General features: G+C 66.0%; 25 protein-coding genes and 1 tRNA gene. 17 read left to right on the top strand and 9 right to left on the bottom strand.

All coding sequences use genetic code 11. From position 1 onward, the window contains the following. Positions 1 to 20: 20 nt before the first annotated feature. From rpsI to NEF64_RS11830, 3 genes are all read right to left on the bottom strand, one after another. A complete protein-coding gene (rpsI, locus tag NEF64_RS11840) occupies positions 21 to 578 on the bottom strand; it encodes a 30S ribosomal protein S9 (RefSeq protein ID WP_043157976.1) in 558 nt (185 codons plus the stop codon). Next, positions 579 to 1,058 carry a 50S ribosomal protein L13 gene (gene rplM, locus NEF64_RS11835; RefSeq protein ID WP_037530138.1) on the bottom strand — a complete coding sequence of 160 codons (480 nt, stop codon included), beginning with the start codon at positions 1,056 to 1,058 and terminating at the stop codon, positions 579 to 581. Positions 1,059 to 1,173: 115 nt separating this feature from the next. Then, positions 1,174 to 2,217 (bottom strand): COX15/CtaA family protein, encoded by a 1,044-nt coding sequence (locus tag NEF64_RS11830; RefSeq protein WP_252573770.1) that lies wholly within the window; start codon positions 2,215 to 2,217, stop codon positions 1,174 to 1,176. Positions 2,218 to 2,448: 231 nt separating this feature from the next. Here NEF64_RS11830 and NEF64_RS11825 point away from each other — a divergent pair, with 231 nt between their 5' ends. The 4 genes from NEF64_RS11825 (at position 2,449) to NEF64_RS11810 (ending at position 5,605) form a co-directional block, all read left to right on the top strand. Further along, on the top strand, positions 2,449 to 2,847 hold the full coding sequence (locus NEF64_RS11825) for a MerC domain-containing protein (protein ID WP_051916566.1): 399 nt from the start codon (positions 2,449 to 2,451) through the stop codon (positions 2,845 to 2,847). 73 nt (positions 2,848 to 2,920) lie between these two features. Further along, positions 2,921 to 3,388 carry a Fur family transcriptional regulator gene (locus tag NEF64_RS11820; protein ID WP_056407689.1) on the top strand — a complete coding sequence of 156 codons (468 nt, stop codon included), beginning with the start codon at positions 2,921 to 2,923 and terminating at the stop codon, positions 3,386 to 3,388. 127 nt (positions 3,389 to 3,515) lie between these two features. Beyond that, positions 3,516 to 5,438 carry a 1-deoxy-D-xylulose-5-phosphate synthase gene (gene dxs / locus NEF64_RS11815; RefSeq protein WP_056407691.1) on the top strand — a complete coding sequence of 641 codons (1,923 nt, stop codon included), beginning with the start codon at positions 3,516 to 3,518 and terminating at the stop codon, positions 5,436 to 5,438. Further along, positions 5,435 to 5,605, top strand: coding sequence for a hypothetical protein (locus NEF64_RS11810; protein ID WP_156360404.1), 171 nt, complete (start codon positions 5,435 to 5,437; stop codon positions 5,603 to 5,605). Before dxs ends, NEF64_RS11810 begins: the two co-directional genes overlap by 4 nt. Before the next feature lie 30 nt (positions 5,606 to 5,635). On the opposite strand, the gene NEF64_RS11805 is transcribed toward NEF64_RS11810, so the two are convergent. After that, on the bottom strand, positions 5,636 to 6,307 hold the full coding sequence (locus tag NEF64_RS11805) for an RBBP9/YdeN family alpha/beta hydrolase (protein ID WP_056407693.1): 672 nt from the start codon (positions 6,305 to 6,307) through the stop codon (positions 5,636 to 5,638). A 187-nt stretch (positions 6,308 to 6,494) separates the two neighbouring features. Here NEF64_RS11805 and NEF64_RS11800 point away from each other — a divergent pair, with 187 nt between their 5' ends. The 5 genes from NEF64_RS11800 (at position 6,495) to NEF64_RS11780 (ending at position 9,678) form a co-directional block, all read left to right on the top strand. Continuing rightward, the gene (locus NEF64_RS11800) at positions 6,495 to 7,244 is read left to right on the top strand and encodes a TlyA family RNA methyltransferase (protein WP_056407695.1); all 750 of its coding nucleotides are present in this window, start codon (positions 6,495 to 6,497) and stop codon (positions 7,242 to 7,244) included. Positions 7,245 to 7,415: 171 nt separating this feature from the next. Then, a complete protein-coding gene (locus NEF64_RS11795; RefSeq protein ID WP_056407697.1) occupies positions 7,416 to 7,934 on the top strand; it encodes a TspO/MBR family protein in 519 nt (172 codons plus the stop codon). Positions 7,935 to 7,972: 38 nt separating this feature from the next. Continuing rightward, positions 7,973 to 8,227 (top strand): accessory factor UbiK family protein, encoded by a 255-nt coding sequence (locus NEF64_RS11790; RefSeq protein ID WP_031395657.1) that lies wholly within the window; start codon positions 7,973 to 7,975, stop codon positions 8,225 to 8,227. Between the two features lie 97 nt (positions 8,228 to 8,324). Next, positions 8,325 to 8,831 (top strand): type III secretion system chaperone family protein, encoded by a 507-nt coding sequence (locus NEF64_RS11785; RefSeq protein ID WP_031395656.1) that lies wholly within the window; start codon positions 8,325 to 8,327, stop codon positions 8,829 to 8,831. A gap of 31 nt (positions 8,832 to 8,862) precedes the next feature. Next, positions 8,863 to 9,678 carry a pyrroline-5-carboxylate reductase family protein gene (locus tag NEF64_RS11780; protein ID WP_031395655.1) on the top strand — a complete coding sequence of 272 codons (816 nt, stop codon included), beginning with the start codon at positions 8,863 to 8,865 and terminating at the stop codon, positions 9,676 to 9,678. On the opposite strand, the gene NEF64_RS11775 is transcribed toward NEF64_RS11780, so the two are convergent. Continuing rightward, positions 9,679 to 10,167: a MarR family transcriptional regulator gene (locus NEF64_RS11775; RefSeq protein WP_031395654.1), complete on the bottom strand. Its 489-nt coding sequence runs from the start codon at positions 10,165 to 10,167 to the stop codon at positions 9,679 to 9,681. Between the two features lie 106 nt (positions 10,168 to 10,273). Here NEF64_RS11775 and NEF64_RS11770 point away from each other — a divergent pair, with 106 nt between their 5' ends. The 3 genes from NEF64_RS11770 to NEF64_RS11760 all read left to right on the top strand — a co-directional run bounded on the left by NEF64_RS11770 (position 10,274) and on the right by NEF64_RS11760 (position 11,975). After that, entirely contained in the window at positions 10,274 to 11,353 is a 1,080-nt protein-coding gene (locus NEF64_RS11770; protein WP_031395653.1) for a branched-chain amino acid aminotransferase, read from the top strand. A 52-nt stretch (positions 11,354 to 11,405) separates the two neighbouring features. Further along, positions 11,406 to 11,480: transfer RNA gene (locus NEF64_RS11765), tRNA-Gln, on the top strand. Positions 11,481 to 11,546: 66 nt separating this feature from the next. Then, complete coding sequence (locus tag NEF64_RS11760) at positions 11,547 to 11,975, top strand: DUF1810 domain-containing protein (RefSeq protein WP_056407699.1); 429 nt, start codon at positions 11,547 to 11,549, stop codon at positions 11,973 to 11,975. A gap of 21 nt (positions 11,976 to 11,996) precedes the next feature. On the opposite strand, the gene NEF64_RS11755 is transcribed toward NEF64_RS11760, so the two are convergent. Further along, on the bottom strand, positions 11,997 to 12,659 hold the full coding sequence (locus tag NEF64_RS11755; RefSeq protein ID WP_056407701.1) for a Fe2+-dependent dioxygenase: 663 nt from the start codon (positions 12,657 to 12,659) through the stop codon (positions 11,997 to 11,999). A gap of 92 nt (positions 12,660 to 12,751) precedes the next feature. Between NEF64_RS11755 and NEF64_RS11750 the strand changes: the two genes are divergently transcribed. Continuing rightward, entirely contained in the window at positions 12,752 to 13,054 is a 303-nt protein-coding gene (locus NEF64_RS11750; RefSeq protein WP_156360405.1) for a hypothetical protein, read from the top strand. Positions 13,055 to 13,164: 110 nt separating this feature from the next. Here NEF64_RS11750 and NEF64_RS11745 read toward each other — a convergent pair whose 3' ends face one another. After that, positions 13,165 to 15,261, bottom strand: a complete 2,097-nt coding sequence (locus NEF64_RS11745) for an alpha/beta hydrolase family protein (protein ID WP_056407705.1) — start codon at positions 15,259 to 15,261, stop codon at positions 13,165 to 13,167. A gap of 58 nt (positions 15,262 to 15,319) precedes the next feature. Then, the gene (locus tag NEF64_RS11740; RefSeq protein WP_056407708.1) at positions 15,320 to 16,447 is read right to left on the bottom strand and encodes a lactonase family protein; all 1,128 of its coding nucleotides are present in this window, start codon (positions 16,445 to 16,447) and stop codon (positions 15,320 to 15,322) included. Positions 16,448 to 16,555: 108 nt separating this feature from the next. Between NEF64_RS11740 and NEF64_RS11735 the strand changes: the two genes are divergently transcribed. The 4 genes from NEF64_RS11735 to NEF64_RS11720 all read left to right on the top strand — a co-directional run bounded on the left by NEF64_RS11735 (position 16,556) and on the right by NEF64_RS11720 (position 21,502). Continuing rightward, positions 16,556 to 17,962, top strand: a complete 1,407-nt coding sequence (locus tag NEF64_RS11735; protein ID WP_056407709.1) for an ABC1 kinase family protein — start codon at positions 16,556 to 16,558, stop codon at positions 17,960 to 17,962. A 129-nt stretch (positions 17,963 to 18,091) separates the two neighbouring features. Beyond that, positions 18,092 to 20,452 (top strand): FdhF/YdeP family oxidoreductase, encoded by a 2,361-nt coding sequence (locus tag NEF64_RS11730; RefSeq protein WP_056407712.1) that lies wholly within the window; start codon positions 18,092 to 18,094, stop codon positions 20,450 to 20,452. Then, positions 20,449 to 21,243: a formate/nitrite transporter family protein gene (locus NEF64_RS11725; RefSeq protein WP_252573768.1), complete on the top strand. Its 795-nt coding sequence runs from the start codon at positions 20,449 to 20,451 to the stop codon at positions 21,241 to 21,243. The genes NEF64_RS11730 and NEF64_RS11725 overlap by 4 nt, the downstream gene beginning before the upstream one ends. Before the next feature lie 7 nt (positions 21,244 to 21,250). Then, the gene (locus NEF64_RS11720; RefSeq protein WP_031392837.1) at positions 21,251 to 21,502 is read left to right on the top strand and encodes a hypothetical protein; all 252 of its coding nucleotides are present in this window, start codon (positions 21,251 to 21,253) and stop codon (positions 21,500 to 21,502) included. Positions 21,503 to 21,627: 125 nt separating this feature from the next. Here the strand turns inward: NEF64_RS11720 and NEF64_RS11715 are convergent, their stop codons facing one another. Continuing rightward, positions 21,628 to 23,694: a catalase gene (locus NEF64_RS11715; RefSeq protein WP_031392838.1), complete on the bottom strand. Its 2,067-nt coding sequence runs from the start codon at positions 23,692 to 23,694 to the stop codon at positions 21,628 to 21,630. Positions 23,695 to 23,703 lie beyond the last annotated feature (9 nt).

Here is a 23,703-nt window from a genome sequence, read left to right as displayed (position 1 = left end):
CTCGTAGCTTGGTAAAGCGTTTAGCGCTTCGAGAACTGGAAGCTACGACGGGCCTTCGCCTTGCCGTACTTCTTGCGCTCGACGACGCGGCTGTCGCGCGTCAGGAAGCCTGCTGCCTTGACCGATGCACGCAGCACCGGCTCGAAGCGGGTCAGCGCCTGGCTGATGCCATGCTTGACCGCGCCGGCCTGACCCGAAAGGCCACCACCCTTGACGGTGCAGACGACGTCATACTGACCTTCGCGCTCGGTGATGCCGAACACCTGGTTGATGACGAGACGCAGCGTCGGACGTGCGAAATACACTTCCTGGTCACGACCGTTGATCGTGATCTTGCCGGTGCCGGGCTTGACCCAGACGCGGGCAACGGCGTCCTTGCGACGGCCGGTCGCATAGGCGCGACCCTGCTTATCGAGGATCTGCTCGCGGAGCGGCATCGGCTCGCGGACCGGCTCGTTCGAGACGGGTGCTGCGATGTCGCCTTCGCTGGTCGGCAGCGACTGTGCGGCCGGAGCAGCCGGTGCGGGCTGGTTGGTCAGGCTCGCGAGATCGGCGAGCGACTGGCGGTTGTCGGTCATTTACGCACCCACCTTGTTCTTGCGATTCATGCTGGCGATGTCGAGAACCTCGGGGTTCTGCGCCTCATGCGGATGCTCGGTACCCTTGAAGATACGCAGGTTGCGCATCTGTTCACGTCCGAGCGGGCCGCGCGGGATCATGCGCTCAACGGCCTTTTCGAGAACGCGCTCCGGGAAGCGGCCGTCGAGAACCTTGGCGGCAGTGATGCCCTTGATGCCGCCGGCGTAACCGGTGTGCTTGTAATAGACCTTCTTCGCGGCCTTGTTGCCGGTGAAGCGGATCTTGTCGGCGTTGATCACGACGACGTTGTCACCGCAATCGACATGCGGGGTGAACGACGTCTTGTGCTTGCCGCGCAGGACGTTGGCGATGATCGACGCTGCGCGACCGACCACCAGATCCTCGGCATCGACGATATGCCATTTCTTCTCCACCTCGTGCGGCTTGGCCGACTTGGTGGTCTTCATGAGCGCCTTCATGGGGCTGAGACCTTTGCTGAAACGATATGCGCCGCCACGACGGACGGCGCTAACGAGGCGGCAATGGCGAAAAGGGGTGTTTAAGTCAAGCTTTCCGCCGGTTTGATGGCGGGTATTATGATACCTTGGGCGTATTGCCGAGGCGATGCGCGGCAAATACCGTGGCGATCAGCAACAGCGCCGCATTGGCTTGGTGTGCGACGGCGACATGGATGGCGACGCCGGTCATGAGCGTCGCGATCCCGAGGAAGACCTGCAGCGTGACGAGCCCGACCACCCAGAAGCCGGCGCGCGAACCGTGCTGCGTCGCGCGGACCGCGAGCCAGACGAGCCCGGCAGCGGTTGCGAAGGCGAGCCACCGGTGAATGAACTGCACGACGATCGGGTTGTCGACCGCGTTGATCCAGCCGGGTGACAGCATCGGGACGCCGGCCGGAAACAGGCTGTCGCCCATCAGCGGCCAGCTCGCAAAGGCATAGCCAGCGTCGAGCCCTGCGGTGAACGCGCCATAGACCAATTGAACGAACAGCAGCGCGAACGCGGTGACCGCGATCGGCACGAGGCGGGCTGGCGCCGCAAGCTTCGAGCGGTGGAGTGCGATCAGGTCCAGCGCCGTCCAGACGATGCCGGCGAGCGTGACGAGCGCGGTCATCAGATGGACCGCCAGACGAATGTGGCTGACGTCGGTGCGAACGGACAGCCCGGACTTCACCATCCACCAGCCGACAGCGCCCTGAAGCGCACCGAGCGCCAACAGCGCGCCGAGTCGCCAGCCATAGCCGACCGGGATCGCCCGGCGAAGCGCGAACCACAGGAGCGGGATCGCGAACGCCGCGCCGATCGTCCGTGCCAGCGCGCGGTGGAGATATTCCCAGAAGAAGATCGCCTTGAACCCGTCGAGCGTCATGCCGCTGTTGAGCTGGCTATATTCAGGGATCTGTTTGTAATTCGCGAATTCCGCCTGCCACTGCGCAAGCGTCAGTGGCGGGATGATGCCGGTGATCGGCTTCCATTCGGTGATCGAGAGCCCCGAATTGGTGAGCCGCGTTATCCCGCCCACGACGACGATACCGACGATCATCGCCGCGACGATAAGAAGCCAAGTCGCGACCGCTCGCGGGCGCGCGGTGGACAGGAAGGCGGCACTGGGCTGGAGCATAGCACGGCTCTACGCCTGTCTGACTGGGGCGTCGAGTATCAGGGGTTATCGGCCGCCGGGTTTCTGCCGGGCCGGGAGCCGCGCGCGGTGCGTTAAGAACGAGCGCACGCGGAGGATTGATCACGACATCGATGGAGCGTCCTTTCCTGGAAAAAAAAGCGAGCAGACTACCGCCGTTCGGCCGAATGTGATGTTGTATCCTTTCCTCTGATGGACTATCTGCTCGGAACGATGTCGACGACCGCCCACCACCATACCCATGCGCATCCGTCCTGGATCGCAGGCCTGGATCGCTATGCGATCGGGCTGTCGGGTCTGTGCATGGTGCACTGTCTGGCAACGTCGGTGCTGGTTGCGCTGATGTCGACTGCGGGCGGGGTGCTGCTTGATCCCATCTTCCACGAAGTCGGACTGACGATCGCGATCCTGTTCGGTGCGGTCGCGCTGGGGCGGGGGATACTTCATCATGGCTATGCGATGCCGGCCGCGATGGGTGCGTTCGGGCTCGGGATCATGGCGGGGGCAATGACCCTCCCGCATGATTCGGGAAGCGGTGAGACGCTCTGGACGATCATCGGCGTCGCGTTGCTCGCGTTCGGGCACGATCTGAACCGCCGCGCCGACAGCTGAGGAGGGCCGCAGGATTGCCCCGGCGCGGTCGCTGCTTGTCGCGGCTCCTCCGGCACCCTAAATTCACGGGATAATGGCATCGCATTCGCATCATGAGCCGCAAGGCGCCGACCTCAACGTTGCCGCCCAGGCGACGCTGGAAAAATCGGGCGAGCAGTGGACGACGATGCGCGCCAGCGTGTTTTCCGCGCTGGCTGGCTTTGACAAGCCGGCCTCGGCCTATGACATCGCAGAAGCCGTGTCGAAGGCGGAGGGGCGGCGCGTCGCTGCCAACAGCGTCTACCGGATTCTCGACCTGTTCGTGGGCGCCAATCTCGCGCGACGGGTCGAGAGCGCTAATGCGTATGTTGCCAATGCTCATCCCGATTGCCTTCACGACTGCATCTTCCTGGTGTGTGATTCGTGCGGGCAGACGACGCATATCGACAATGACGTGATCACCCGCGGCGTCCGCAATGCGGCGGTTTCGGCCGGTTTCGTCCCTGTCCGCCCCGTCATCGAAGTCCGCGGCCGGTGTGCCGCATGCGAGGCGCAGCGCTGATCGAGGACGGCTGCCAGCGCCATGACGGGGTGACCAATCTGCCGTCGCTGCGTAGAAATATCCGCGGATGGCGGGGTTTCGTTCGGTAACAATCGACACCAAACCTGTGCTGCGATAAGCCGGTGGGATGGCAGATACTCCTGTAACCCCGTTGCTCGACACGGTTTCGACCCCCGATGACCTGCGCAAGCTGAAACCCGACCAGCTTCGCCAGCTTGCCGATGAACTGCGGACCGAGACGATTTCGGCCGTCGGCACGACCGGAGGCCACCTCGGATCGGGGCTCGGCGTGGTCGAACTGACGACCGCGATTCATTATGTGTTCGATACGCCGCGCGATCGTCTGGTCTGGGACGTCGGGCATCAATGCTATCCGCACAAAATCCTGACGGGCCGCCGCGACCGGATTCGGACGCTGCGGCAAGGTGGCGGCCTCAGCGGCTTCACCAAGCGGAGCGAGAGCGAATACGACCCGTTCGGCGCTGCACATTCCTCGACGTCGATCTCGGCCGCGCTCGGCTTCGCGGTCGCCAACAAGATCGCGGGCACGCCGGGCAAGGGCATTGCCGTGATCGGCGACGGCGCGATGTCGGCGGGCATGGCCTATGAGGCGATGAACAATGCCGAGCAGGCGGGCAACCGCCTCGTCGTGATCCTGAACGACAATGACATGTCGATCGCGCCGCCGGTCGGCGGTCTGTCGGCCTATCTCAGCCGGATCGTGTCGAGCCGCGAGTTCCTGGGCATTCGCGAGCTCGCCAAGAAGCTCGCGCGCCGCCTGCCGCGGCCGTTCCACAACGCCGCGCGGAAGACCGACGAGTTCGCCCGCGGCATGACGATGGGCGGTACGCTGTTCGAGGAACTCGGCTTTTATTATGTCGGGCCGATCGATGGGCATAATCTCGAGCATCTGATTCCCGTGCTCGAGAATGTGCGCGACGCGGAGGAGGGCCCGATCCTCGTTCATGTCGTGACCAAGAAGGGCAAGGGCTATGCGCCCGCCGAGGCCGCGGCCGACAAATATCACGGCGTGCAGAAGTTCGACGTGATCTCGGGCGTGCAGACCAAGGCGCCGCCGGGACCGCCGCAATATCAGAACGTGTTTGGTGCGCAGCTCGTCGCCGAGGCCGCCAAGGACGACCGGATCTGTGCGATCACCGCGGCGATGCCGTCGGGCACCGGCCTCGATGCCTTCGCCAAGGCCTATCCCGATCGCTTCTTCGATGTCGGCATCGCCGAACAGCACGGCGTGACCTTCGCAGCGGGGCTTGCCGCGCAGGGGATGCGGCCGTTCTGCGCGATCTATTCGACGTTCCTGCAGCGCGCCTATGACCAGGTCGTCCACGACGTCGCGATCCAGAACCTGCCGGTGCGCTTTGCGATCGACCGCGCCGGGCTGGTCGGAGCGGATGGCGCGACGCACGCCGGATCGTTCGACGTGACCTATCTCGCGACGCTGCCGAATTTCGTCGTGATGGCGGCGGCGGACGAAGCAGAGCTGGTCCATATGACGCACACCGCGGCGCAGTATGACACCGGCCCGATCGCCGTGCGCTATCCGCGCGGCAACGGCACGGGCGTCGCCTTGCCTGCCACGCCCGAACTGCTCGAGATCGGCAAGGGCCGGATCGTTCGCGAGGGCAAGGCCGTGGCGATCCTGTCGCTCGGCACGCGGCTCGAGGAAGCGTTGAAGGCCGCCGATGTGCTCGAAGCCAAGGGGCTGTCGACCACCGTCGCCGATCTGCGATTCGCCAAGCCGCTCGACGTCGAGATGATCCGCAAGCTGCTGACCACGCACGAGGTTGCGGTCACGATCGAGGAGGGCGCGGTCGGCGGTTTCGGGGCGCATGTGCTGACGCTGGCCAGCGACGAGGGGCTGATCGATGGCGGGCTGAAGCTGCGCACGCTGCGCCTGCCGGATCTTTTCCAGGATCAGGACAAGCCCGACGCGCAATATGCCGAGGCCGGGCTCGATGCGGCGGCGCTGGTGGAAACCGTGCTTAAGGCGCTGCGCCATAATTCGGGCGGGGTTGCCGAAGCGCGCGCATGACCGGGCCGACCAAGGCCATCGTGATCATCGCGCTCGCGGTGATCGTGATGGTGTCGCTGAACATCGCCATGTGGCGGCGGATGCGCGCCGGTCTGGCCGCGGCACGCGCCGCCGACCAGCAGGATCAGCAGTCGCAGGTGCCGGCAGACGACACAATGCGCGGCTGATCCGGAACGACTGCCGGACGCGCGCCCTGCCTATCTGCCCAGATAGTGGGAGTGGGCCGCGTCTGTTGCGCTGACGGCGAGGATCGATCGCGCCTGGCTGGCCGGCAGAGTTTGGCCGTGACCGTCGCCACTCGCGACGATCACCCGCTCGAGCAGATCCTGTCCTTCGCGCCACCAGCCGATACCGCTCGCCGCGTTGAGATGCCCTCGCGGGCCGGCATCGACAAAATGACTGCCCCAGTCGGCGGCCATGCTGTGCGCGCGGTCGGGCGTGACCCAGGGATCGTCGCTGCTCGCGACGACGATCGAGGGGAAGGGCAGGGCGCCGCGCGGGGTCGGTGAAAAGCCCTTGAGCTCGGCCTGGGCGCCGCCGCGGTCGACATCGGCGGGCGCGACGAGCAATGCCCCCGCGACGGGCCATCCATAGGGTTGCGGACTGAGTTCGGCCCACCACGCGACAGCAAGGCACCCCAGGCTGTGGGCGGCAAGGATGACGGGCGCCTGCGCGCGCCGGATCGCCTCGTCGAGCCGCGTGACCCAGGCGTTGCGATGCGGCGTGTTCCACATCCCCAGTTCGACACGGACGGTGTCCGGCCGGGCATCTTCCCACAGGGTCTGCCAGTGTGATGGGCCGGATCCGCCGAGCCCGGGGACCGTCAGGATGGTCGGTTGAACGCTATCATATGGTGCAAAAGAACCCACGACGCCTCTCCTTCTCCAGACCCCCGGAGCCCGGGGGTGGGATCGTGATCGATCAACGCTCTAGGGGACGTCGACCGATCACGATCCCTGTCCACAAGATAATCCTACCAGTTCAGTGGGCAATAGACATTGCGGCAAAAGGAAGGCAGCTTGCGATGATCGGACGCCGGGGCGATAGGCTGGGCGTATGGCAAAGCAACGCGCGGACCAGATGCTGGTCGACAGGGGACTGGTCGAGTCGCGGACGCGCGCGCAGGCGCTGATCATGGCGGGGCTGGTCTTTGCCGGCACGCGCAAGGTCGACAAACCGGGGCAGACGCTCGCAGAAGACGTCGTCCTCGACGTGCGCGGCCGCGATCACCCCTGGGTGTCGCGCGGCGGGATCAAGCTCGCGCACGGGCTCGCACATTTCGGCTGGACGGTCACGGATGCGGTGGCGATCGACGTCGGCTCGTCGACCGGCGGGTTTACCGACGTGCTGCTCAGCAACGGGGTCGCCCGCGTCTATGCCGTCGACAGCGGGACCAACCAGCTTGCGTGGAAACTCCGCCAGGACCCGCGCGTGATCGTCCACGAACAGACCAGCGCGCGCATCCTGACCGACGCGCATATCCCCGAGCCGGTCGACCTGATCGTCTGCGATGCGAGCTTTATCGGGCTGGCCAAGGTGCTCGAGCGCCCAATCGGGTTCGCACGTCCCGGAGCGCGGCTGCTCGCGCTCGTCAAGCCGCAGTTCGAGGCAGGCCGCGAAGAGGTCGGAAAGGGCGGCGTGATCCGCGATCCGGCCGTCCATGCGCGCGTCTGCGGCGAGGTCGCGGCCTGGTTCGAGGCACAGGGCTGGCAGGTCGAGGGCGTCGTCGAGAGCCCGATCACCGGTCCCGAGGGCAATATCGAGTTCCTGATCGCCGCGCATGCGGTCGCCGCGCCACGCGGCTGAGGACCCGGATGCTACCCGCGCTGGCCCCGGATCGGCCATCGCAGAATGACACACTTCCCGATCGGTCCATGCATGTTGCGGTTTACGGCAGGGCGTTCCCGCGGCAGGACTAAGCCGATCAGTCTTGAAAGGACGTATGTGGGAGGCATCGCTTCGAAGGGCCAGCTGAGGATGTCGTTCCTGCGCTGGGCGATCGTGACCGTTCCGTTGATCGTCCTGCTGGGCTTTCTGGCCGGGCGCGCGGTCCCGGTGGGGAGCGAAAGTGCCTGGTACACCGCCCTGGTGAAGCCCGCGCTCACTCCGCCAGGCTGGGTGTTTCCGGTCGCCTGGTCGACGCTCTACGTGCTGCTCGGCCTGGCTCTCGCAATGATCCTCAATGCGCGCGGCGCGCGGGGGCGGGGGCGGGCGATCGCCTTGTTTGCCGCGCAGTTCGTGTTGAATCTTGCCTGGACCCCGCTGTTCTTCGGCGCGCACCGAATCGGTGCGTCGGTGCTTGTCATCGTCGCGATGCTGCTGCTCTCGATCGCGGCGACATTCCTGTTCGCGCGCATCCGGCGCGGGGCGGCGTGGCTGATGGTGCCCTATATGGTGTGGATCAGCTTTGCGGGAATGCTCACATACGGTATAGGCCGGCTCAACCCCGATGCCGAAACCCTTGTGCCGACGACGCGTACCTCCCAGATGTTGTGACGGGGCGCGTGGCGCAAGTTACTAGCAGGATGATGACAATGCAGTCCGAAAACCGGATGTTCGACGATTTCGTGAAGGTCCTCAACGGCGCCGCTGGAACCTTCGCCGGTGTCGGTCGCGAAGCGCAGTCTGGGGTTCGCGAGCGTGCCCGTGAATGGCTCGGCGGCCTCGATTTCGTGAGCCGTGAGGAGTTCGATGCGGTCAAGTCGATGGCGGCTGCGGCGCGCGACGAAAATGACGCGCTGAAGGCCCGGCTCGACGCTCTCGAAGCAAAAATGCAGGTCGGCGTCTGACTTTTCCACAGATTTCTGGGCATTCGGATCGAACGGGGTTGTCGGAGCATTTTTGCCCCGGCACCCTTTGTCGCGTGACAGGGAGTGCCAGGACGTAATGATGCTCGACCACGCCGACCATGACCAAGACGACGCTGCTCCCATCGACATGCTCGAAGCCTATTATGCTGCGCATGGATGGGAACATGAACGTCACGATGACGAGATCGTCGCGACCGTAAAGGGCAGCTGGACGACCTACGAGCTGCGCGCCTTGTGGCGCGAGGACGACAGTGTGCTGCAGTTCCTGGCGTTTCCGGACATCAAGGTGCCCGACGAACGGCGTCAGGCGGTCTACGAGACGATCGGGCTCGCCAACGAGCAGCTCTGGATCGGCCATTTCGAACTCTGGTCGACGAGCGGAATCCTGCTGTTCCGCCACGCGGCGATGGTCGATGGCGGCGAGGATGGCACGATGTCGCTGTCGGCCGCCGAACTGCTCGTCGAATCGGCGATCGAGGAGTGCGAGCGCTTTTATCCGGTGTTCCAGTTCGTCCTGTGGGGCGGGAAGACGCCGGCGGATGCGCTTGCCTCGGCGTTGATCGAAACCCAGGGCGAGGCGTGATCGCGCCCGTTTTCTTGGGCGCGGCGTGCCGATGACCGGGCGGATCCTGATGATCGGCTGTGGCAATATGGGCGGGGCGATGCTGGCCCGCTGGCTTGCCGACGGCCTTTCACCCGACAGCGTGACCGTCGTCAGCCCCAGTATGCGCGTGATGCCACCCGGTGTGCACGTCGTCGCCGCGGTGCCCGACCCCGACGACTTTTCCGCTGAAACCGTCATGCTCGCGCTGAAGCCGCAGCAGCTTGGCGCGCTGAAGACGCCCGTGTTCGCGCGCTATGCGCCAAAACTGCTGATTTCGATCCTTGCAGGGGTCGAGATCGCCGCACTCGACCGTCTGTCCCAGGCGCAGGCGGTGGTTCGAGCGATGCCCAACCTGCCGGTTGCGATAGGCCGCGGCGTGGTTGCGCTGCACGGCGCGACGGATGACGGCGCGGCGCGTGCGACCGCAGAGGCGTTGATGACCCCGCTCGGTCTGGTCGAGTGGATCGCCGCAGAGGCGCAGTTCGATGCGGTCACCGCGTTGGCGGGATGCGGGCCGGGTTTCGTGTTCCGCTTTGCCGACGCGCTTACCAAGGCGGGGCAGGCGCTCGGCCTGCCGGCGGATCAGGCGGCTCGGCTCGCGATCGCGACGCTCGACGGATCTGCGCGGATGGCCGGTGCTGCGGACGTTTCGCCGGCGGTGCTGGCGGACCGGGTCGCGAGCCCTGGTGGGTCGACGCGGGAAGGGCTGAACGTGCTCGACGACGGCGATGCACTGGTCTCCCTGATGTCCCGCACGCTGGCGGCCTCGGCACGGCGGAATGCGGAGATGGCGGCAAACGCCCGCGGCGACCTCGCGCCGCTTTAGTCAGCCGCGCAGCTTTATCACCTGCTCGCGTTCCTCTTCCGGAATCAGGCCTTCGAGCACCGCCCAATAGCCCGCAACCGCGCCGTGGCCGGCGTGATTATAGGCTGCGGACATCTTCTGTCGCGCGGCTTCGAACAGGTCGCTCTCCATCTTGCTGCCGACCGGCGTCAAGCGCAGCAGCCGCTGACGCCGGTCACGATCGCCGGGACGAACCTCGATAAAGCCGCGATCGCTGAGTTCGTTCAGCACGCGGCCGAGCGACTGCTTGGTGATCGCCAGCAGCGACAGCAGCTCGCTGACCGTCATGTCCGGTTTGCGGGCGATGAAATACAGGGCGCGGTGGTGCGCGCGCCCCAGCCCCTGCTCCGCGAGCCCCGCATCGATCGACCGGACCAGATGGCTCTGACCGAAGTACAGGAGTTCCATGCCGCGACGCAGTTCGGGTTCGCGAAGAAACAGGGGTGAAGCGGGTGATGCTGAGGCAGCCATGTTGACCGGTTTAGTCTTCGGTCCTAGTCGACGGCAAGCCGTGGAAAGAGAGAAAAATTCAATGCATCCTCCGTTGTCGCAGGCCTCATCGTCCCCAGACGCGAGCATGACATTTTCGTTCGAACCGTGTGGCGATCCGGTCGCTGCGAACGAGCGTGCGCAGCGCCTGATCGATCCCGGCTTCGGCCGGGTCTTCACCGACCATATGGCGATGATCCGCTTCAGTGACGCGAAGGGCTGGCATGATGCCAGGATCACGACGCGCGCGCCGATCATGATGGATCCCGCGTCCTCGGTTCTGCACTATGCGCAGGAAATCTTCGAGGGGATGAAGGCCTATCGACTCGCCGATGGCGGCACCGCGCTCTTCCGGCCCGAAGCCAATGCGCGGCGTTTCCAGGATTCGGCACGCCGGATGGCGATGCCCGAGCTTCCCGAATCGCTGTTCCTCGAATCGGTCGAGCGGCTGGTCCGGACGGATCAGGACTGGATTCCCGACAGCGACGGCGGCGCGCTGTATCTGCGGCCGTTCATGTTCGCGAGCGAGGTGTTCTTGGGGGTCAAGCCGAGCGCCGAATATCTCTACATGGTGCTCGCCTCGTCGGTCGGTGCCTATTTCAAGGGCGGTGCCTCCGCGGTCTCGATCTGGGTCAGCCAGCATTATACGCGAGCGGCACAGGGCGGCACGGGCGCGGCGAAGTGCGGCGGCAATTATGCCGCCAGCCTGCTCGCGCAGAAGGAAGCGATCAGCCAGGGATGTGACCAGGTCGTCTTCCTCGATGCGGTCGAGCGCCGCTGGGTCGAGGAACTCGGCGGCATGAACGTCTTCTTCGTGTTTGCGGACGGCAGCCTGTCGACTCCCGCGCTCACGGGCACGATCCTACCCGGCATCACCCGCGATTCGATCCTGACGCTCGCGCGGGCGCAGGGGATCACCGTGCGCGAGGAGCCCTATGCGATCGATCAGTGGCGCGCCGACGCGGCGAGCGGCAAGCTTGTCGAGGCGTTCGCCTGCGGCACCGCTGCGGTCGTGACCCCGATCGGGACCGTCGCGTCGCCCGAGGGCCGCTTCACGATCGGCGGCGGCGAGCCGGGCGCGATGACGCTGCGGATCCGCGATTCGCTCGTCGCGATCCAGCGCGGTCTGGCGCCGGATGCCAATGGGTGGGTCCATCGACTCGATTAAGACGCGATAGGGCTTTTCTCGTCGGGGCGCGCCGCTATAAGGCCGCCTCTGCTGGGGCGTCGCCAAGTGGTAAGGCAGCGGCTTTTGATGCCGCCATGCGCAGGTTCGAACCCTGCCGCCCCAGCCAATCCTTCCTGCGTCTATCGGTTCTGCCATATATGGGGAGCCGAGGATTGAGTGAAAGCAGGCGGTGATGACCCATCCTTATGATCTTGAACGGTTCGTCACTGCGCAGGCGGCAGTCTACGAGTCCGCGCTTGCCGAGATACGCGGCGGCGCCAAGCGTGGTCACTGGATGTGGTTCATCTTCCCGCAGATTGCCGGGCTCGGACGAAGCCCGATGGCGCAGCATTATGCGATCGTGTCACTCGAGGAAGCGCGGGCCTATCTCGCGCATCCGGTGCTCGGGGCGCGTCTGCGGCAATGCGTGGAAGCGCTCGACGGGCTGACGGGGACGACCGCCCGGGCCGTTTTCGGTGAGGTCGATGCGATGAAGCTGCGATCGTCGCTGACTCTGTTTCGCGAGGCGGGGGCCGATCCGCTGTTCGGTGCCGCGCTCGATCGCTGGTTTGCCGGGACGAGTGACGCGGCCACGCTCGGCCTCATCGACAGATTGAGCTGACGACGATCCGCGTCGTGTCGATCAGTCCTCGGCCCAGCGCCGGAGGAGGTTGGATTGCGTCTTGGCGAGCAGGTCCAGTTCGGTCGTCTTGCCCAGCCGCTCGAACAGCGCGTGGCGGGCGGTTTCAAGATCGAACAGCAGTTCCCGCGCATCCGCGTCCCGAACAAGGCTCCGGACCCAGGTCACCGCGGCAAGCCGCTCGCCCGACACCACCGGCGCCACGCGGTGCAGCGAGGTCGTCGGATAGCAGACCGCCGAGCCCGCGGGCAGCTTGACGTCCTGTTCGCCGGCGGCGGACTCGATCACCAGTTCGCCGCCGTCATAATCCTCAGGCTCGCTGAGGAAGACCGTCACCGACACATCGGTCCGCATCCCGCCCATGATCGCATCGTCGACATGGCTGCCATAGGCCATGCCCGCATCATAGCGGCTGAAGAGCGGCGGGCGGACGACATGCGGCCGCGTCGCCATGCGGAACAGGGCATTGTCGAGCAACCGGTCGACGACGAGGTCCTGCATCTCGGCGAGCAACGGGTCGCTGCGGTCGACCTGTTCGTTGCGTTTGACCGGGCGCGCCTCGCGCCCCGCGGTCCGTCGGCCGTCGACGTAGCGGGTCTTGCGCATATTATCTCGCAGCCACTGGAGATTGTCGGCATCCAAGACGTTGGCAATCATGATCATCATGGGAAATCTCGCATATCCGGCATGGAGCCGGGTGACGTGCCCCTAACAGTTCAGTGCCTTCCCGGCCAATGCGTCGGAACCAAGGAGATAGTATGCGTACGAAATTGTGGATGGGCGTCGGCGCCTTTGTGATCGCGCAATCGGGCCAAGCCGTCATCGGCGACGCGGCCGCCAAGCCAATGCCGCAGCCGGCTCAGCAGGTCGGTGAAGGCGAGGGTGAAGGTGAAGGACGGCGGGTCGTTCGGTCGGGCAAGGCTCGGCATGCGGTGACATCGCCGCGGCGCGCGCGCGCGGTGCAGCAGCAGCGTGGCCAGCGCGGCGAAGGCGAATATGAGGGTGGTGAGAACGAGCGCGGCGAGGGTGGCGAAAACGAGGGTGGCGAGGGCGAACGATGAGCCGCCTACGCCGATTGGCGTAACCAGCACTGCCGCACGGACCGGCATGATCCGTGCGGCAGTAACGAGACGGCACCATGGGCATCGCCCCGGCGGTGACGAACGGACGGTCAGTCGGTGCGTGATCCGCTCGGCTTGGCGCGATAGCGATCGAACCAGGCGATGATCGCCGAGGCCTTTGCCGCGGATTGCGACGGCCGTGCGGTGAAGCCGCCATGGCTCGCACCCGGCACCTTGACGAGCGCGGTCGGTACGCCGCGAATCTGCAACGCGGCGTAATATTGCTCGGATTCCGAAACCGGCGTGCGGTAATCGTCGCTGCCCACCACGACCAGGGTCGGCGTCTTGACGTTGCCGACGAGACTGAGCGGCGAGCGGTTCCAGTAGCTCATCGGATCCTCCCATGGCAGCTTGCTGAACCAGTAGCGCGACGTGAACAGCGTATTGTCCATCGTCAGCGCCTCGCTCGCCCAGTTGATCACCGGCTTCTGCGTCGCCGCGGCCTTGAACCGGTCGGTCTTGCCGACGATCCAGGCGGTCAACACGCCGCCGCCCGATCCGCCGGTGACGAACAGATTGTCGGGATCCGCGGTCCCATCCGCGATCGCCGCGTCGACCGCGGCGATCAGGTCGCCATAATCGTCGGACGGGTATTTCTTGTCGATCAGGTTGGCGAACTCCTCGCCGTAGGAGGTCGAGCCGCGCGGATTGGTCCACAGCACCGCATAGCCTGCCGCGGCATAGAGCTGCATGTCGGTGGCGAACCCCGGGCCATAGGCGCTGTTCGGCCCACCATGGATTTCCAGGATCAGCGGCACGCGCTGGCCGGGCGTGCGATTGGCGGGCGTTGCGAGCCAGGCGTCGATCGCGCGGCCATCGGGCGCGGTCACCGCGATCTTGCGGATCGGCGCGAGCGTCTTTGCGCCGGTCATCACCGCGTTGAGCTGCGTCAGCCGCCGGGACTTGCCGCCGCTCGACACCCAGACATCGGCGGGAGCGCTGCCGTCGCCGCCGGTATAGGCGATCGTCCCGCCTCTCGCGACGGAGAACTCGCCCCCGGTATAAGGCCGGTCGAGCCCGCCACCCGTGACGTTGTCGACCAGCGGCGTCGTCCTGCCGTCGAGGCCGATGCGCGCGATTTGGCGCTGCCCGTGATCGTCATAGCTTGCGTAAAGGCTGCGCCCGTCGGCGGCCCACACCGCATCCTCGATCCCGCGATCGAGCGCGGCCGTCAGCGAGCGCGGGCTGCCGGCGTTGCGGTCGCCGAGGTAGAGTTGGGTATTTTCGTAGCTGCGCCGCTTGTCGTCGAAGCCGAGCCACGCGATCCGCGTGCCGTCGGGGGAAATCCTCGGTTGCGCATCGGGGCCGTCGCGGGTCGTCAGCGTCCGCATCGCGCCGCTCGTCGTGTCGACCGCGATGAGGTCTGAATTCATCACCTGCCGCTCGGCATCGGGCCCACGGATCGCGGCGAACACGATCCCGCGGCCGTCGGGCGTCCATGACAGGGGGCCGCCGTCATCGAACGCGCCGAAAGTCAGCTGTTGCGGCGCGCCGCCGTCGGCCGCGACGACGAACAGATGATCGCGGCCGGGCTTTACATAGCCGGGGCCGTCGTTGCGATAATTGACGCGGTCGATCACCGCCAGCGGCTCGGCCCATTTTGCGCCCTCGGGTTTGGGCGGTGGCTTGCCGAGCGTCGTCGCTTCGCCCGCGACGGTCGCGACATAGGCGAGCCGGGTGCCGTCGGGCGACCAGGCGAGCGCCTGCGGCTCGCCGGGAAAGCCCGTCACCCGCGCGCTCGTGCCGGTCGCGATCCAGCGGACGAACAGTTGCGACTGCTCGCCGTCGCGCGCGGCATAGGCGACACGCGTGCCGTCGGGGGACCAGCGCGGGTCGGACCCTTGCGCAGCGAACGGCGACTGGCGACCGGTCGCGACGTCGATCAGCCACAGCGACGACTGGACGCGGTCGGTCATGACGTCGGCGGTGCGGCGAACATAGACGATCGTCCGCCCGTCCGGGCTGATCTGCGGATCGGCCGCGATCGACAGGCCGAACAGGTCAACGCCCGTGAAGCTTCGCGTCGGTGCGTCGGCGGGCGCGGCGATCGGCTGCTGCTGCGCGACGGCGGGGGCGGCCGACAACAGGGCGAGGACGAGGGTGAGGCGCAAGAACGGCTCCTTTGACGATGATCGAGGTGCGATCATGCCCGATCCTCCGGCCCGTGCAAGGACAGGGGCGGGGGCGTTGCCGGTCGGGTGATCGTCAGCCGGTCGGCGCGAGGAACACCGCCCCGGGGACGCGCAGGGTCTGATCGGTCGGCGCGAGACGGCCGTCCTTGCCGAGCGCCATGACCGCGATCGTGCCCGACCGCTCGTTCGCGACAAGCATCTGCCGCTGATCCTCGAGCAGGAGGAAGATGCGTGGCCAGTGTCCGCCGGCGGCGATATGCTGGACGAGGGTCGGCACTCCGTCGCGATCGAGTGCGAACACCGCGATACTGTCAGCGCCGCGGTTCGAGACGTAGAGGTGCCGGCCGGCGCGATCGATCGCGATGTGCGCGGCCTGGGACGACCCGACATGGCCATCGGGCAGGGTGGATACCTGCGTGCGGGTGGTGAAACGCCCGTCCGGCTGTGCATCGAGCATGGTCACGGTGTTGGCGAGCTCGGCGACGACATAGGCGCGTGGCAGGCGCGGATGCCAGACGAGGTGGCGCGGTCCCGTTCCCGGCGGCGCGCGCCAGGCCGGGACCGGCGCGGAAAGGCTGCGCGCTCCCGGATCGAACCGATAGGCGAAGATCGTGTCGGCGCCGAGGTCGACCGAATGCAGCCAGTGCCGATCGGGGCTGAACCCGACCCAGTGCGCATGCGGCCCCTCCTGACGGCTCTTGTCTGGACCGGTCCCCTCATGGCGGAAGATCGTCGGTTCGCCCGGCGCACCGGTCGCGGGATCGATGCGGTAGAAGCCGACGCTGCCGCTCGAATAATTGGCGATGGCGAGGCAGCCGGACGCGTCGTCGAACGCGGCATGGCAGGGATCGGCACCACCCGACGGCATCGTGCCGCGGGCTTTCCAGCCGGGCGCAAAGCCGGTGACCGACCCTTTCGCCTGCTCGCGCAGCACGTACCATAGCCCGCTGCGGGGTGCCCGCACCGCGAACGACGCGTCGTCGATCCCGGCGACCGGCGGCTCGACCTGCCAGCGATTGCGCGCGCGGTCATGCGACAGCGTGTACAGGCCCTTGCCGCCCTCGCGCGCATAGGTGCCGACCAGCACGCGGGCGTCGCGCGGCGATGGCGGCGCGGCGCGCAGACCGGTGGCGAGCGTCGCGGTCGCCATGCCGCAGAGCAATGATCGGCGGGTGATGGTATTGAAAACAGGTGGCGTCATGGATGGCGGTCCGATGGTTGATCCTCCACCCCAGCTTACCATCTAAGCAGCGGTCTCGTGCAAGGGGCTCTCCAGACCGAGGATAGACCAACGAGCGAAGATCCTGTCATGCCCGGTACGGAGCTGGGCGCTGAACGAAATCCACACGCTGATAACGAGGCTGTCTCGGACGCGGGATCGCAATCGCGTGGCGGGCGGTCGATCCCGCGGGGCCGGCTGTCGCGGCTCGGCGTGTTCGGGCGGCTGGCCGGCGGCGTCGCGGGCGGGGTCGTCGCCGAGGGGGCCCGGCGGCTCGCGAGCGGCGAGCGTCCGCGCATGTCGGACCTGCTGCTGACCCCCGCCAACGCGGTGCGCGTCGCGGACCAGCTTTCGCATCTGCGCGGTGCGGCGATGAAGCTCGGCCAGATGGTGTCGATGGACGCGGGCGACATGCTGCCGCCCGAATTGGCGACGATCCTCGCCAGGCTGCGCAACGATGCGTATCACATGCCGCCCGCGCAGCTCGACCGGGTGCTCACGGCCGAATGGGGGAAGGACTGGCGCCGCCGCTTCGCGCATTTCCAGGCGCATCCGGTCGCGGCCGCATCGATCGGTCAGGTGCACCGGGCACGGCTCCCCGACGGACGCGTGCTGGCGATCAAGGTGCAATATCCGGGCGTGAAGGACAGCATCGACGCGGATGTCGACAATGTCGCGACGCTGCTGCGCGTGTCGGGGCTGCTGCCCAAGGAACTCGACATCACACGGCTGCTCGGTGATGCGAAACAGCAATTGCACGACGAGGCAGATTATGTCCGCGAGGGCGAGATGCTGGAACGCTATCGCGCGCTGGTGGGCGATGATGCGGGGCTGGTCGTCCCGCAACTCGAGCCGACATTGTCGACGCCGCGCGTGCTGGCGATGGAGTATATCGACTGTACGCCGATCGAGAGTCTCGAGACCGCACCCCAGGACGTACGCGATACGGCCATGGAGCGGTTGATAAGGCTCACGCTGCACGAACTGCTCGACTGGCGGCTGATGCAGACCGATCCCAATTTCGCGAATTATCGCTGGCAGGCCGAGACGGGGCGGATCGTCCTGCTCGACTTCGGGGCCGCGCGCGCGGTGCCGCAGGACGTAGCGGACGGGTATCGCCGGCTGCTGGCCGCGGGGCTCGCCGGACAGCGCGACGCGGTCCGCGAAGCCGCCGTTCAGGCGGGCTTTCTGGGCGAGGCCGCGGTCGTGGGGCATCGGCCGCAGATCGACCGCATAATCGACGTGATCCTGGCGGAGATGAACCGGACGGGGCCGTTCGACTTCGGCGATCGCAGCTTCGTCTCTGTGCTGCGGGACGAGGGCGCGGCGATCGCCCGCGACCGGTCGACCTGGCATATCCCGTCGGCCGACATGCTATTCGTGCAACGCAAGATCAGCGGTACCGCGCTGCTCGCCGCACGGCTGAAGGCGCGCGTGGACGTGCGGGCGATGGTCGAACCTTATTGTCCGTCGAATGAAAGCCGTACTGACCTATAAAGGCGATCACTGGCTGCGATTTTCCTGTTTTGCCGCTTATGCTGCGGCGCGGTATCGCGACTCCAAACGTTAAGGCTGCATGGACCCGGGCCTTTTCCGCGGTGACACGCCCGATTTGGAGATTTGAGTATGCGTAACAAGCGTCCCGACGGGATCGTCGACTATACGGGCCCGGCCGGTGGCTGGGGTGCGCTCAAGGCGGTTGCCACGTCGCTGAAGGCCCAGCAGATCGTCGTGCGGGGCGGGCAGACGCTGCTGAAGTCCAACCAGCCCGACGGGTTCGACTGTCCGAGCTGCGCCTGGCCCGACCCCAAGCATACCTCGTCGTTCGAATTCTGCGAAAATGGCGCCAAGGCGGTGGCATGGGAATCCACGGCGAAGCTGATCGGCGCCGACTTCTTCGCCAAGCACAGTGTCGCCGAGATCTGGAAGCAGAGCGATCACTGGATCGAGGATCAGGGTCGAGTCACCGAACCGCTGCGCTACAACGCCGCGACCGACCATTATGAGGTCGTGACCTGGGCGGAGGCGATGTCGGCGATCGGTGCGGGTCTTGCCGCGGTGCCGGATCCGAACCAGGCCGAATTCTATACCTCGGGCCGCTGCTCGAACGAGGCGGCGTTCCTCTATCAGCTATTCGTGCGGCTGTACGGGACCAACAACTTCCCCGACTGTTCGAACATGTGCCACGAGGCGACGTCGGTCGGCCTCCCCAAGTCGATCGGGATCGGCAAGGGTACGGTCAGTCTCGAGGATTTCGATCATGCCGACCTGATCCTGTCGATCGGCCATAATCCGGGGACCAACCACCCGCGGATGATGGCGACGCTGCGCGAGGTGTCGCGCCGCGGTGGCAAGATCATCGTGTTCAATCCGCTGAAGGAACGCTCGCTCGAACGCTTCGAATCGCCGCAGTCGGTGGTCGAGATGGCGACGATGTCGGCGACCCAGATCGCCAGCTCCTATCTGCAGGTGAAGGTCGGCGGTGACGCCGCAGCGTTGAAGGGTATCGCCAAGGCACTCGTCGCGCTCGACGGGGCGGCGCGCGCGAGCGGCGGCGAACCCGCGCTCGACCATGCGTTCATCGCCGAACATACCGACGGGCTCGATCCCTATATCGCCGATCTCGCGCGGACCGACTGGGCCGACATCGAACAGGCCAGCGGCCTGCGCCGGGCGGATCTCGAGGACGTTGCGCGGATCTATGCGTCGTCCAAGGCAACGATCGCCTGTTACGGCATGGGGATCACCCAGCACCGCACGGGTACCAGCAACGTCCAGCAGCTTGCGAACCTGTTGCTGCTGCGCGGCAATATGGGCCGCCCCGGCGCCGGGATCTGTCCTCTGCGCGGGCATAGCAACGTGCAGGGCGACCGGACGGTCGGCATCACCGAACGCCCGATGCCGCTGTTGCTCGATCAGATGAAGAAGGTCTTCAACTTCGAGCCGCCGCGCGAGCATGGTCATTCGGTCGTCGAGAGCATCGCGGCGATGCGCGACGGCAAGGCCAAGGCGATCGTCTGCCTGGGCGGCAACCTCGCCATCGCGTCGTCCGATCCGCAGGCGTGCGCCGAAGGGTTCCGCAATCTCGATCTGGCGGTGCACATCACCACCAAGCTCAACCGCACGATGCTGTTGATGGCGAAGGACACCTATATCCTGCCATGCCTGGGGCGGACCGAGCTCGACACGCAGGCCGGTGGCCCGCAGTCGGTCACGGTTGAGGATTCGATGTCGATGGTCCACGCCTCGCGCGGCTTCCTGATGCCGCCGGGCGAGAATGTGAAGTCGGAGATCTGGATCGTCGGCGAGATCGCCAAGGCGACGCTCAAGGGCAAGGGCGATATCGACTGGGATGCCTTTGTCGGCAATTACGACCTGATCCGCGACAAGATCGAGGCGGTGTTTCCCGATTTCGCCGATTACAACGCGCGCATCCGCAAGCCCGGCGGGTTCCATCTGCCCAATTCCGCCGCGATGCGGATCTGGAAGACGAGCAGCGGCAAGGCGAACTTTATCGTCGCCGAGGGGATCGAGGAAGACGAAACCGCAAACGCGCCAGACGTGCTTCGTCTGACGACATTGCGGGCGCATGATCAGTATAACACGACTGTCTACAGCCTCGACGACCGGTATCGCGGTGTCTTTGGTCGTCGCGACATCCTGTTCATGAACGAGCGGGACATGGCGCGGCTTGGCTATGCGGAGGGCGATGTCGTCGATGTCGCCACCGCGTTGCAATATGCGCATCCCGACCGCGTCGTGCAGAAGCTGACCCTGGTCCGCTATGCGCTGCCGGACGGGTGCATCGCGTCCTATTATCCCGAGACGCAGCCGCTGATCGCGCTCGAGGATCATGATCCGCAGAGCTTCACGCCGTCCTACAAGTCGGTGCCGGTCACGGTGCGGCGGGCCGGCGGGGACGTCGGTGCGGAGCGCGGCGTGGCGCGCGCGGGGGTCGTCGGTCAGAGCCAGGCCGCGATGGCATGAGCGCGGGATACGCGCCGACGATCGACACCTATGCGACGCTCGCGGCGGCCAAGGCCGCGGCGTGGCGTCGCTCACCGGTGGGCTTCTTTGCGGGCGCGATCCTGGCGGGAACCTATATCGGAATCGCGATGATCCTGGCGATCAGCGCGGCGGCGGGGCTTCCTGCCGGCGTCCGGCCGCTGGTGATGGGCGCGACGTTCGGCATCGGCCTGATCCTGACGGTATTCGCCGGCGCCGAGCTGTTCACCGGCTATGTCATGTATCTCGGCTTCGGCCTGGCGAAGCGGACCATCGGCTATGGTGAGGCGATCACGCTGGCGGCCGTTGTCTGGCTCGGCAACCTGGTCGGTGGCGTCCTGTTATCGGTGATCTTCGCGATCGGCGGGGGCGGGGCCGTGTTCGCCAATGCCGACACGATGTTCAACGCCTATGTCCAGCACAAGGTCGAGGCGGACGGGATCGCGTTGTTCGCGCGGGCGATCCTGTGCAACTGGCTCGTCTGTCTCGCGATCTGGACGGCGGCGCGGATGAAGGGCGATGCGGCCAAGTGCATTGCGATGGCCTGGATCCTGCTGGCGTTCGTCGCCGCCGGTTTCGAACATTCGGTCGCCAACATGACCGCACTCACGCTCGGCCTTATGGCTCCGCATCCGGTTATCGATCTGGCGGGCACGGTGCATAATCTCGTCGTTGTGACTGCGGGAAACACCGTCGGCGGGCTGGTCTTCGTCGTCTTCGGGTACATGCTCGCGGCCCGGACGGACGCCGCAACCGCGCCAGCGGCGGACTGACGCGCACTTGGCCCGGAAGCATTATCTCACCGCGACGCTGCCCGATGGCTATGTGAAGACGATCGGGCCCACGGCGACGGCGTTCACGCATTACTGGAGGATCGTCGCGGTGCTCGCCAACGGCAAGACCGAAGTGTTCTGGGGGCACAGCAAGTCATTGGCTGAGGCGAAAAAGAAGCGCGTCGCGGCCGAGGAGGCGTCGATCCAGCGCGGTTGGCGATCGCACGCGTTCGAGATCGCCGAACTCGTTCGCTCCTAGACCGTCCACGCGTACAGCTGGGCCAGACGCGAAACGGCCGCCCCGCACAAGATGTGCGGGGCGGCCGTTCTTCTGTTGGACGAATGAAACCACGCGCGAACGGCGTGGTCTCATTCTACCACCGATCAGGCGAGCGTGCGGACGCCGGGTTCACGATCCCAATAGCGCTTCGCACCCGCGGTCGCGATGTCGGCCAGCGCCACCACACCCGCATCGGGCTCTACGCCGGCCTTGTCGAGAAGCGGCTTGGCCGCATCGCTGGCGCCGATCGCCTTCAGATGACCGAACGCATCCATGACCCACTGGACCGCCGCGCCTTCCTTCAGGAGCATCTTGCACCCGTCGGCCGACAGGACGACCGCCACCGCGTCGAAGATCTGCGACGGGCTGCCCGCAAGCTGGCCCTGTGCCTTCTTCATGCTGCCATCGGCGAGCTTCGCGCCACCGACCTTGGGCGCGACCAGAACTGGCTTGCCGCCTGCACCCTCGACCGCCGCGACGACCGCGTCGATCTCCGCGCCATCCGACCCGTCGGCGATCAGGATCCCGACCTGACGGCCCTCGAGCGTCTCCTTCATGTTCTTCTGGATCGACAGTGCCGGGCTCGGTGGCATGTCGACCGGCGCACGGAACGCCGGATTGGCCGCCGGAAGGGGGATGCCGAGACCATCGGCAACGCGCGTCGCCAGTTCCTCGTTCACGTTGCGCAGATTGGCGACGGTGCGCTCCTGAACATGCGCGAGACCAACCTTCGACAGCTCGAAGGTGAACGCCGACGCGATATGCGCCTTCTCATTGTCGGTCGCCGACACCCAGAACAGCCGCGCCTGGCTGTAATGGTCACCGAACAGTTCGGCGCGCATCCGCAGCTTCTCGCCCTGCTCGTCCGCACCGGTCGGGTTGGTGGTTGTCACGAAGCCGTTCGGCGATTCGCGCGGGCCGCCGTCTTCGCCGACAACCGACAGGCTGTTCGGCTCGTAATTGGCACGACCCTTGGGCACCCTGGTCTGCATCATGCCGTCACGCTGGAAATTGCCAGCGGGGCTGCGCGGTGCGTTGACCGGGATCTGATGGAAGTTGGTCGTGCCGAGACGCGACTTCTGCGTGTCGAGATAGCTGAACAAACGGCCCTGAAGCAGCGGATCGTTCGAGAAATCGATACCGGGGACGATGTTGGTCGGCAGGAACGCGACCTGCTCGGTCTCTGCGAAGAAGTTGTCGACATTGCGGTCCAGCACCATCCGGCCGATGATCCGGACGGGAACGTCCTCCTCGGGGATCAGCTTGGTCGAATCGAGCACGTCATAAGGCTGCGCCTCGGCGAACGCTTTGTCGAACACCTGGATGCCGAGCTCCCATTCGGGGAAGTCGCCGGTGTCGATCGCTTCCCACAGGTCGCGACGATGATAGTCGTTGTCCGCGGCCTGGAGCTTGAGCGTCTCGTCCCAGATCGTCGACTGGAGACCGAGCTTGGGCTTCCAGTGGAACTTGACGAAGCTCGACTTGCCTTCCTCGTTCACGAGCTGGAACGTGTGGACGCCGAAGCCTTCCATCATCCGCAGCGAACGCGGCAGGGTGCGGTCAGACATCGCCCACATCTGCATGTGCGTCGATTCCGGGGTCAGCGACGCCCAGTCCCAGAAGGTGTCGTGCGCCGAACCCGCCTGCGGATAGGCACGATCGGCCTCCATCTTCACCGAATGGATCAGGTCGGGGAACTTGATCGCGTCCTGGATGAAGAACACCGGGATGTTGTTGCCAACGAGATCCCAATTGCCCTCGGTTGTGTAGAACTTGACCGCGAAGCCGCGCACGTCGCGCGGGGTGTCGACCGAGCCGGCGCCGCCGGCGACCGTCGAGAAGCGCGTGAAGAGTTCGGTCTTCGTACCCTTCTTGAACACCGCCGCCTTGGTCAGATCGGAGATATCGTCGGTCGCTTCGAAATAGCCGTGCGCACCCGTTCCGCGCGCGTGGACGATCCGCTCGGGGATACGCTCGTGATCGAAGTGGAAGATCTTCTCGCGCAGCACGAAATCCTCGAGCAGCGTGGGACCACGCGCGCCGGATTTCAGGCTGTTCTGGTTGTCGGACACGGGCACGCCGTGATTGGTGGTCAGGACGGGGACGTCGCCGCCTGCCTGCTGATGCGTCTCACCACCGTTGCCGGGGTTGCGCTGTTCGATGTCGCTCATTGCGGATCC

The organism is Sphingomonas aerolata (assembly GCF_023935825.1).
GTDB lineage: Bacteria > Pseudomonadota > Alphaproteobacteria > Sphingomonadales > Sphingomonadaceae > Sphingomonas > Sphingomonas aerolata.
The sequence above is the reverse complement of the archived record's forward strand: the minus strand, read 5'-3'. Positions and strand labels throughout refer to the sequence as shown.

Coding starts and splice junctions, on each gene's coding strand:
- rpsI (WP_043157976.1), bottom strand. CDS start 578: ATGACCGACAACCGCCAGTCGCTCGCCGATCTCGCGAGCCTGACCAAC.
- rplM (WP_037530138.1), bottom strand. CDS start 1,058: ATGAAGGCGCTCATGAAGACCACCAAGTCGGCCAAGCCGCACGAGGTG.
- NEF64_RS11830 (WP_252573770.1), bottom strand. CDS start 2,217: ATGCTCCAGCCCAGTGCCGCCTTCCTGTCCACCGCGCGCCCGCGAGCG.
- NEF64_RS11825 (WP_051916566.1), top strand. CDS start 2,449: ATGTCGACGACCGCCCACCACCATACCCATGCGCATCCGTCCTGGATC.
- NEF64_RS11820 (WP_056407689.1), top strand. CDS start 2,921: ATGGCATCGCATTCGCATCATGAGCCGCAAGGCGCCGACCTCAACGTT.
- dxs (WP_056407691.1), top strand. CDS start 3,516: ATGGCAGATACTCCTGTAACCCCGTTGCTCGACACGGTTTCGACCCCC.
- NEF64_RS11810 (WP_156360404.1), top strand. CDS start 5,435: ATGACCGGGCCGACCAAGGCCATCGTGATCATCGCGCTCGCGGTGATC.
- NEF64_RS11800 (WP_056407695.1), top strand. CDS start 6,495: ATGGCAAAGCAACGCGCGGACCAGATGCTGGTCGACAGGGGACTGGTC.
- NEF64_RS11795 (WP_056407697.1), top strand. CDS start 7,416: ATGTCGTTCCTGCGCTGGGCGATCGTGACCGTTCCGTTGATCGTCCTG.
- NEF64_RS11790 (WP_031395657.1), top strand. CDS start 7,973: ATGCAGTCCGAAAACCGGATGTTCGACGATTTCGTGAAGGTCCTCAAC.
- NEF64_RS11785 (WP_031395656.1), top strand. CDS start 8,325: ATGATGCTCGACCACGCCGACCATGACCAAGACGACGCTGCTCCCATC.
- NEF64_RS11780 (WP_031395655.1), top strand. CDS start 8,863: ATGACCGGGCGGATCCTGATGATCGGCTGTGGCAATATGGGCGGGGCG.
- NEF64_RS11775 (WP_031395654.1), bottom strand. CDS start 10,167: ATGGCTGCCTCAGCATCACCCGCTTCACCCCTGTTTCTTCGCGAACCC.
- NEF64_RS11770 (WP_031395653.1), top strand. CDS start 10,274: ATGACATTTTCGTTCGAACCGTGTGGCGATCCGGTCGCTGCGAACGAG.
- NEF64_RS11760 (WP_056407699.1), top strand. CDS start 11,547: ATGACCCATCCTTATGATCTTGAACGGTTCGTCACTGCGCAGGCGGCA.
- NEF64_RS11755 (WP_056407701.1), bottom strand. CDS start 12,659: ATGATGATCATGATTGCCAACGTCTTGGATGCCGACAATCTCCAGTGG.
- NEF64_RS11750 (WP_156360405.1), top strand. CDS start 12,752: ATGCGTACGAAATTGTGGATGGGCGTCGGCGCCTTTGTGATCGCGCAA.
- NEF64_RS11745 (WP_056407705.1), bottom strand. CDS start 15,261: ATGATCGCACCTCGATCATCGTCAAAGGAGCCGTTCTTGCGCCTCACC.
- NEF64_RS11740 (WP_056407708.1), bottom strand. CDS start 16,447: ATGACGCCACCTGTTTTCAATACCATCACCCGCCGATCATTGCTCTGC.
- NEF64_RS11735 (WP_056407709.1), top strand. CDS start 16,556: ATGCCCGGTACGGAGCTGGGCGCTGAACGAAATCCACACGCTGATAAC.
- NEF64_RS11730 (WP_056407712.1), top strand. CDS start 18,092: ATGCGTAACAAGCGTCCCGACGGGATCGTCGACTATACGGGCCCGGCC.
- NEF64_RS11725 (WP_252573768.1), top strand. CDS start 20,449: ATGAGCGCGGGATACGCGCCGACGATCGACACCTATGCGACGCTCGCG.
- NEF64_RS11715 (WP_031392838.1), bottom strand. CDS start 23,694: ATGAGCGACATCGAACAGCGCAACCCCGGCAACGGTGGTGAGACGCAT.